Below are 2,587 nucleotides of genomic sequence, written 5' to 3' on the forward strand. Positions count from 1 at the left end.
GCGACGGCCACTCGAACGCGCCGCGCACCGCGCCCGCCGCCGGCCGCCCGAACCGGCGCATCTCGCCCACCGCGCGCCGCCAGCGCCGCGCCGCCTGCCTCTTTCTCGCGCCCGCCTGCATCATGGTCGCGATCTACGTGGTCTGGCCGATTCTCTCGACCATCCGCCTCTCGTTCTACAACTGGGACGGCATGAGCGACGCGAGTTTCGTCGGCCTCGCCAATTACATCGAACTCTTTCACGCACCCACTTTCTACACCGCGCTGAAAAACAATGTCATCTGGCTCGCGCTCTTTCTGCTCGCGCCGCCGATGGGTCTCGCCATCGCGCTCTATCTGAACCAGGCGGTGCCGGGCATCCGCATCGTCAAGTCGCTGTTCTTCGCGCCCTTCGTGCTCTCGGGCGTGGTGGTCGGGCTCGTGTATTCGTGGTTCTACGATCCGACCTTCGGCCTGCTCGCGCTGCTGCTCGGCCACGGCATTCCGGTGCTGGGCGATCCGCACTACGCCACGCCGGGCATCATCTTCGCGGCGCTCTGGCCGCAGACCGCGTACTGCATGATCCTCTACCTCACCGGCCTCACGACGCTCAACAGCGAGCAGATCGAAGCCGCGCGCATGGAAGGCGCGAAGGGCTGGTCGCTGCTGTGGCACGTGATCCTGCCGCAACTGCGCCCGACGACCTTCATGGCCGTGGTGGTGACGATCATCGGTGCGCTGCGCAGCTTCGACCTGATCTCCGTGATGACGGGCGGCGGCCCGTTCGAAAGCTCGACGGTGCTCGCGTACTACATGTACGACCAGGCCATCAAGTATTACCGGCTCGGCTATTCCGCCGCGATCGCCGTCGTGCTGTTCGCGATCATGCTGCTCTACATCGTCTATCACCTGCGCCGTCTGCTGAAGAACGAGCACTGATCGAGCCAAACCGAGGACACGCTCATGTTTCCGATTCCCGTCGACAAATGGAAGCCCGCGCCGCGCCGGCTCTACAAGCTCTCGCTGCCGGTCGCGCTCGTGATCTGGCTGCTGCCGATGCTCGCCGTGCTGGTGACGTCCGTGCGTTCCACCGACGAACTCAACGAAGGCAATTACTGGGGCTGGCCGCGCCACTTCGCGATGTTCGACAACTATCGCGAAGCGCTCACCACCTCGCCGATGCTCCATTACTTCTGGAACAGCGTGCTGATCACCGTGCCTTCGGTGGTCTGCGCGATCGCGCTCGCGGCGATGGCCGGTTTCGCGCTCGCGATCTATCGCTTTCCGGGCAATTCGGCGTTGTTCGCGACCTTCGTGGCGGGCAATTTCGTGCCGATCCAGGTGCTGATGATTCCGGTGCGCGACCTCACGCTCAAGCTCGGCCTCTATAACAGCGTGGGCGGCCTGATTCTGTTTCACCTGTCGTTTCAGACCGGCTTTTGCGCGCTGTTCCTGCGCAACTTCATCAAGCAGTTGCCGTTCGAACTGGTGGAGGCGGCGCGCATCGAAGGCGCGAACGAATGGACCGTGTTCTTCCGCATCATCCTGCCGCTGATCCGCCCGGCGCTCGCGGCGCTCGGCATTCTGGTGTTCACGTTCGTGTGGAACGACTACTTCTGGGCGCTGTGTCTCACGCAAGGCGACGACGCCGCGCCGATCACCGTGGGCGTGGCCGCGCTCAAGGGACAATGGACGACGGCGTGGAATCTGGTGTCGGCGGGCTCGATCCTCGCGGCGCTGCCTTCGGTGGCGATGTTCTTCGCGATGCAGAAGCACTTCGTCGCGGGGCTGACGTTCGGGGCGACGAAGGGGTGAATGCGGGGTGAATGCGGGGTGAGTTGTGACGGGAGCGGGCGGCGCGTGTACGCGGCAACTCCCGGAAAGCGTTGGCCTCGATCCGCTCGACGAGCGGTTCGATATCCACGTCGAGCTTTCGGTGGCGGGATTTGATCGGCATTTCGCCGATGCTTGCGCTGTTGACGTCGACCTCATCGGCATCGAGGCTCAGCTTGCGCGCTACCTTGCTCAGTTTCCGGTCGTCCATCAGTGCCCGCCAGACAGCAACCGCGCCGACCGCCCGATCTCACCCGCCCCCACTTCCCGCACGCCCCAACCACGCTCCGGACTTTACGGACTTGACAGCGCCGAAAGCCCGCAAAAACAGCAGCTTAGCGCGCGCCGGCGCATTGTTCGCCGCGCGCCCACGCGCAAAACCGCGAAGCCCGGTGCGCCGCCGTGTAAACTGCTGCCTTTTTTGCCTGTTGTGGTATGGTCCCTCCCCCGCAAGGTCCGGCTAAGCGCACGTCGCTAAGCGGTCCGGCCCTCGTTCGCATTCTGGCGCGCCTCGGTGAAACCGAGGTGCTCGCGTCGGAGCAGCCGCTCGCGGACCGGCTGAGCCAATGGCTCGGCTGGACCGACGCGATCGCGCTCTCGACGGTGTTGTCCGCGCCTGCCGCGAGCATGGCGGCGGCAGCGGGCGCGCGCACGAATGGCGCCGACGAGGCGCAGCGTGGTCTCGAACTGCGTTCCGCGCTCTCGAAGGCGATTGCCTGCGACGCCCTGCTCGCGCCCGCCAGGCGCGCGCTGCGCGGCGCGGCGCTCGCACAGGC

Annotated in this window: 3 protein-coding genes; all 3 read left to right on the forward strand. The window is 65.6% G+C overall.

Features of this window, described 5'->3' with window-relative positions; genetic code table 11:
• Positions 1–917, forward strand: a 917-nt coding sequence (locus tag G3N97_RS38100; protein ID WP_205997895.1) for a sugar ABC transporter permease, incomplete at its 5' end; no start/stop codon positions are given.
• Positions 918–941: 24 nt separating this feature from the next.
• Positions 942–1,793, forward strand: a complete 852-nt coding sequence (locus G3N97_RS38105; RefSeq protein ID WP_205997896.1) for a carbohydrate ABC transporter permease — start codon at positions 942–944, stop codon at positions 1,791–1,793.
• A gap of 453 nt (positions 1,794–2,246) precedes the next feature.
• On the forward strand, positions 2,247–2,587 hold a 341-nt coding region (locus G3N97_RS38110; RefSeq protein ID WP_205997897.1), incomplete at its 3' end, for a DUF3348 family protein.

The sequence above is a fragment of the Paraburkholderia sp. Ac-20347 genome (assembly GCF_017104805.1).
GTDB classification, from domain to species: Bacteria; Pseudomonadota; Gammaproteobacteria; order Burkholderiales; family Burkholderiaceae; genus Paraburkholderia; species Paraburkholderia tropica.